This is a genomic window from Bacillus cereus group sp. BfR-BA-01356, assembly GCF_022663635.1.
In the GTDB taxonomy this organism is placed as follows: Bacteria; Bacillota; Bacilli; order Bacillales; family Bacillaceae_G; genus Bacillus_A; species Bacillus_A cereus.
Map to the genome: position 1 here is coordinate 1 of NZ_JAKUFX010000206.1, position 6,198 is coordinate 6,198.

A 6,198-nucleotide genomic window follows, 5' to 3' on the forward strand; every position below is an offset into this window, starting at 1 on the left:
CACCAATAATTAAATACACTCTTGTTCAATCTTTTTCTCTCACCATTCTTATAAACACGCACAAACAAATCTGGAATAGTATCCTTACCTCGCTGATTTATATATAAACGAATGCATTTCTGCACCCGGTGATTGTAATATAATCTAAACTTCTTACCGCGTTTTCCTCGTACCACATTTGTATAATATTGTTCTGTCAGCCCTTCTTTTTGAACCTGGTATACCTCATTCTTTCTAGCTGCACTGTAATAAGAAAGTGCTAAATACGTTGCTAACATATATTTTTCTTGCTCAAGTAATTCATCGATTAACCAATTAATCTGATCCTCAGTAATAAATGTAATTTCTCTAATCGGGTTCTTAGGTAAACCACGTACCCGTGAACCTACATTAAATTCATAATCATAGTCATCATCATCTGCACAAAACTCAAGTGCTGAACGTAAAGCACTCATCAATCCATTTACACGCGCATTAGACATTCCCATCTCTTGAAAAATAATAGATAAGTTTCGAATGTCTTTACGTGTTAATTCAACCAGATTTTTATTTTCAAAGTGTTGATGTATTAGAAACAAAATAATTCGCAAATCCCAATTGTATTGCTGTAAAGTGCTTGCCGCTTTCCCTTGTGATTTCTTTTCAATGAGAAAATCTTTGACTAGGCTTTTATTTTCTTGGCTAACATGCTTTTCATAAATTACTTGGTCTACTATTCGTTTCACACTGATCATCTCCTCAAAATAAAAAGAGAAGTGAAATCACTCCTCTTGATTGATGAATTGAATCAAAGCCCTATTTTATACAAAATAAAAAAGCCTGCTTATGCACGCTTAATCTGTAATATCTAAATTAAAAAGCTCATCGCAATATGAATGACATTTCCATTTTGAACACCATTCAAGAAAATTCCACCATCACTTTTAACTGTAACTTCACAAACTGTTGGTCCATTGCCATATGCAAGTGCTGGGAAAGCAATACTTTGTACAGGGCGAAATCCAGCCGGAAGGGTTGCAAATACTGTTGTATTTGCTAGATATTTAACTGATCCAATGACAGATATTTGTTCCCCACTTCTCTTGTACTTCAAAATTCTATCAGGAACATTCTCTACCCCAGTTGTAGGAAGGTTAATCCAACCTGTATCATTTGCTTGTCTAATTGTCCCATCAGTTCGAAATTCTACTCTTTTAGACCAATCCCAAGTATCCCCTTGAGAAACTGTGGATGGAGCAAAAATCAGCTCTCCCTGCGCCCCTTTGTGAATTACTGTCTTATAAGAGCGACTACCTAATACAATTGCATTATCGCTCTTAAATTCCAGTAATCCATTTATGATGTCGCCAGCTTTTTTTAGAAGATTATCAGCAAAAACATTGAATACCCCAGTAGGTGATTTATCCAGCAACACTTTATTATTTTTCCAGTCTTTTAAATAGAATTGACCATCCGAGGCTCCTACAAGACCGATATCTAATACCTTATCCTCACTATTGAATCCAACTCCGATATTCGAACCGGGCGTTGGTCTCATTGTTAGATAACCTGTCATTATCCCGCCTGATCGCTTTACAACATCCATTTTATCAACCGCTTGTTGCAAAGCATCTATCTGTTTCTTGAGCTTATCGAACTCTGAAATATAATTTTCGATTTTAATATTCCCTTCTTTTACATCTCTTCTTAACACAATGCGGATATCTGGTGTACTTGTGCGTTCTGTATTGCTTTTTTCTATCACAAAATACGCAAGCCACTCCGCAGGAGTTGAGACAGCTTCAGGTGATAATGTATATTCAAATATTCCTTTACCTGCATCCACAATCTTCGCGTCATCTCTTATAAATCGGTCCCATTGATTGGTGGCTTCATATTTTACGGCGTATCCGGTTAAATCTACGATTTTCCCATTCTCTTTTAGATGTACAGTTAATTTCAAACCATTTTTATCGTTTTGACGGGCACGGATGGTTTTGGTACATATAGGATCTGCTAAATCTATGAAGATGACTTCATTACGCATCTATATGTCACTCCTTTCTTTCAGTTGTTTTTTTACGTATCTAGGCGATTTTCTCTTGCGTTTTATTCTGTTCCTATACTTTACATTTCCTTTCGGTTGTATCGGCTCTAATTCTTCGATTCTAGCATCGGTTTTTGTCACGTACTCTTGAAATGCTTTTGTTAATTGTGAAAGCATACTGTACAGTCCCACACCATTTTCTTCCGAGTCTTTTGGAATAACGAGACCATAATGCGTAGGAATGGCCTCTGTCGTAACTGTGGGCTCCCCTTCTTTTCTATTCATACGTTTTTCGTAGAGTATAGGTATATCCGTTTTCAGGTTATACTGCTTAATCTTCCAATCCATTACCTTGTCCAGTACGCTACATGTAATCGGTCTAATATTCGTTTTATATATCGCTTTAGAAGACACCTTAAAATCAGAAGCAATCACTCCTTGATAATACGTACCAAGCGCTGTTTTCACTTGGAGATAGCCATTGTCCCAATTTGAATTTCGTATTGTCGCATTTGGGAGCATAATGTCTGTATCTCCTCCTGATGAAACCCCGATACTCGCAATCCAATTATCATTACGATAAAAACGAACTTGGTCTTTGGTTTTTAATCGCATATCACCTTGTGCGTTCAACACAATAGATTTATCCGCATCTAGCATGGCATTCCCTGTTTGTGAAAAATATAGGGAAGCGGCATTCAAGTACCCATTACCATCCATTCCTTTTGTGATTCCAATTCCACCTGATTTAACACTCGTATCAGAGAATTGGTATACCATAATAGCCCCATTGGCTCCTGTAGAATTTGAATCCCCACCTAAAATAAGAGTTGGTTGTATTTCATTCCTACTATTTTTGTAATAGCCAATAAAAGCCCTTACTTTCGAAGACTCATACAGACGAATGAATTGTTTGGATATATTTACAAAATTAGCTGAATTAGATGTTTTCAAAGTTGATCCTGTTATTTCTCCACCTTGTACAAGATTCCCACTTAATGTACCAGCGGTAATAAAGTCAGCTACAATTCGTCCATCACTTGTAATCGCTGTGCCATACGGGCCATTCACACCTGTGGAGGAATAACCTAGCCCGTTAATGTTCCATTGCCATACCTTTTGAGCGGTCATTTCTGATTTCGTATCCATGATGAATATCCGGTCTGGATACACACGAACGTGACCACCGAAACCCGAATTAATGAGATTGGTTGCATTTTCTTTTGCCGCTTCCAGTATAGAACCCGGCATATCCGTTAACTCATCTTGCATACGATCGACTTTACCTGCCATATCCGTAAAGGATTCTTTATAGTTACCAAGAGTAATGCTGTTATATTCTTTTTTTAGAGGATCGTATTTATAACCTATAACTTTAGCCTTAATATATATACCATCTTCAGAATGTTTTACAGTGACTGTATCCCCCATCCATACACGTTGTAATACTTGGTAATCTTTATACTCTTCCGTTTGTGATAACTCTTGAAATTCAACTTTATATGTCGCTTTCGGTTGGTCTATATGATTCACATCATACATTGCTTTTGATTCTTCTCGAAGACGCCTATAAGCCTCTTCTAATGGGATAGCATCCTCATCATTGGCATAATCCCCTACAGCTGCCTTTATATGCTCAAATTCCACAAGCTTTATTTTAGGGAATGGGTACTTATTGATAAGAGGGCTATCAACATATTTTTCAGGTAATAATAACCCATCAAATCCTTTTGGCATGATTTTGGTTACTGGACTTTTCCAATCCACATTACCTTCGTATCCCAATAAATTCTTTTTATGTTGAATGACTACTCCTCTATCTCTCCCGCGATTTTGCAACATTTCCACATCGAAATTATCGCGCTTTAGCTCCCCGCCCCAACGATTGATGAAAGTGTTATCTTTGCCAGTGTCTAAAATGGCTTCTACTGGATTTTTCCGAACAAGTCGTGCACTTGCAATGGTAGGTATATCCGAATAAAAATGAAAAGGATGCTTGTACTGGCATCCTTTTGACATACGATCCATAGCTCCATTTCCATTTGTAGTTTGAATAAATATATCTTCAATTAAGTTTTCAGTTAAATCATAGAAGATATGATAACACTGTACCCTCAGTTCTCCCATGCTCGTACTCGGTATGGTCACCCTGAACAATTGATCTCCGTCAGGGGTAGGCGTTTTAATAATACACATCCCTTCTATTTCCAATCCATGTGGAGCAAAGAGAGGATAACTAAATGTAAATGAATATAGGCCATTCAATATTTCTTCAACCTCTGCCTCATAAATATAAGCATCAAGAACAGCAATCCCATTATGCGTAAAGTCCGTTTCATTAGGTTTATATAAAGTAATCATAAATATCTCCACCGTGGTTTAATTGTTATAGATTGAATTGCACCTGACCACTCTATTTTATTTTCTCCTATTTTAAATATAGGAAATTCTCCTATCATTTTGTCGTTCATTGGTATTGTATCGTTGTACGCTTCTAATACTTCTGAATCTATAACAACAGAACCATTTACATCTTTAATTTGAAAAGAAACGTCATTAATCGTTATCCGAAAAGCACCATTCCCTACAATCCACATTTTCGGATCAGATTCAATCGTACCGCAGTTATAAATCATTTCCGGTTTATAGATTGTTACGTTGACATCTTCGGCATACTCAAAAGGATCAAGTGTAAATGTCACATCGAATTCCCCATACTCTTCAATTTCATTATTGATATCATCTATTTCCACGTGTTTGATCTTTCTAAATACATCATCATCGGAGAATGATAATATTTCCCCATTTAAGAGCCACGCCTTAATGCGGCGTAATAATGGTTTGATGTTTTCATCCTCCAATATATTAAATTTAACTTTAATTACGACATCTTCATATGCACCCTTCTTTGTTAGTGAGCCATTTCGTCCTGGAACATCTATTTTCTCGATCTTTTGTTTAGCCGTTGGAATATGAGGACGATCTACCATCGATAGTTGAAAATCACTTGCCAAAAACTCGTCTATTCTAATATCTAACAATGTTATCTCCTCCCTATCCCTAAGTTTAATTCACGTCCACGTTGCGCAAACCAATCATCAGCTTTTTGGAACATTTTATTCATATCACTTTCATTTCTAACAGTAGTATGGAAAGTAACTTCATTTTTAATTTCTTGCGGTTGATTATTAATAACGTTAATTCCAGCCTTACCAGCAAGTGCATTTCCAGCTAAACTAGGTAGACCCGAAAGCATTCCGCCGCCACTTAGAATACCGTTAACTTTTGACATTGCATCACCTAAAATGCCGCCACTAGCAAACGTTCTAGGCGCAAATGCCATCGGTGCCATTGGCGATGCTAAGGCAGGAGCAGCAAAACTACGAGGAGCTAACGATGGCTTTTCGGTATTGTCATCCACACTTATACTGAATGAACTAAATGGATTTAATTTATTTAGCATATCGCCAGCTGAATTCCACGCATCACGAACTTTTCCGACTACTTTATCTAGCCATTTTGAAACGCCGTTGTATAGGTCGCGGAAATAGTTAATTGCGTCTTGGATAGGTCTGTATACCGAAGTTAAAATGCTAGAAATCGAATCCCATTTATCTTCTACATAACCTTTAATCTTACTTGTAATACTTGATGTTTTAGAAGACATGTCGTCCCAAGCGTCGCCGACCTTGTCTTTCGCACGTCCCCAAACTTGACCAGTCACCGAACTAATCGTATCCCAGTTACTTTGGACTTTACCCTTCACATCACTAGCTTTATCACTCGTTTTGGAAGAAATACGATCCCACGCGTCACTGACTTTTGCTTTTATTTCTTCCCATTTTTGAGAAGTAGCGTCCCTAACAGAATTCCAACCATCAGTCGCTTTTTGTTTCACGTCCGATACTTTTTCACTTGTTTTACTAGAAATTTCGTTCCATTTATCACCGATATACGTAGATACTTTGTTCCACACTTCTGACGTTACGCTAGAAATCGTGTCCCAATTTTGTTTAATACTATCTCTAATAGGACCGATGAAAGATTCAACAGTATCTTTTATCCATTGCCACGCTTCACGGATTATATTAGTAATCCAATCCCACGCTGTACTAGTTGCACTTGTGATCATATTCCATAATTCTGTAATAGTATTAACCAATATATCTCTA

The 6,198-nt window shown here is 37.2% G+C and carries 5 protein-coding genes; all 5 read right to left on the bottom strand.

The genetic code is table 11. From position 1 onward, the window contains the following. Positions 1-725: tyrosine-type recombinase/integrase (locus MR168_RS31870; RefSeq protein ID WP_242291743.1), on the bottom strand; the 725-nt coding region annotated here is incomplete at its 3' end. Between the two features lie 122 nt (positions 726-847). Continuing rightward, on the bottom strand, positions 848-2,026 hold the full coding sequence (locus tag MR168_RS31875) for a BppU family phage baseplate upper protein (protein WP_086402933.1): 1,179 nt from the start codon (positions 2,024-2,026) through the stop codon (positions 848-850). Continuing rightward, on the bottom strand, positions 2,027-4,387 hold the full coding sequence (locus MR168_RS31880) for a phage tail spike protein (RefSeq protein WP_086412692.1): 2,361 nt from the start codon (positions 4,385-4,387) through the stop codon (positions 2,027-2,029). Then, a complete protein-coding gene (locus MR168_RS31885; protein WP_086412693.1) occupies positions 4,384-5,067 on the bottom strand; it encodes a distal tail protein Dit in 684 nt (227 codons plus the stop codon). Before MR168_RS31885 ends, MR168_RS31880 begins: the two co-directional genes overlap by 4 nt. A gap of 2 nt (positions 5,068-5,069) precedes the next feature. Beyond that, positions 5,070-6,198: apolipoprotein A1/A4/E family protein (locus tag MR168_RS31890; RefSeq protein ID WP_242291744.1), on the bottom strand; the 1,129-nt coding region annotated here is incomplete at its 5' end.

Excerpts from the sequence above, each read along its gene's own strand:
- MR168_RS31875 (WP_086402933.1), bottom strand. The coding sequence starts at position 2,026 with ATGCGTAATGAAGTCATCTTCATAGATTTAGCAGATCCTATATGTACC.
- MR168_RS31880 (WP_086412692.1), bottom strand. The coding sequence starts at position 4,387 with ATGATTACTTTATATAAACCTAATGAAACGGACTTTACGCATAATGGG.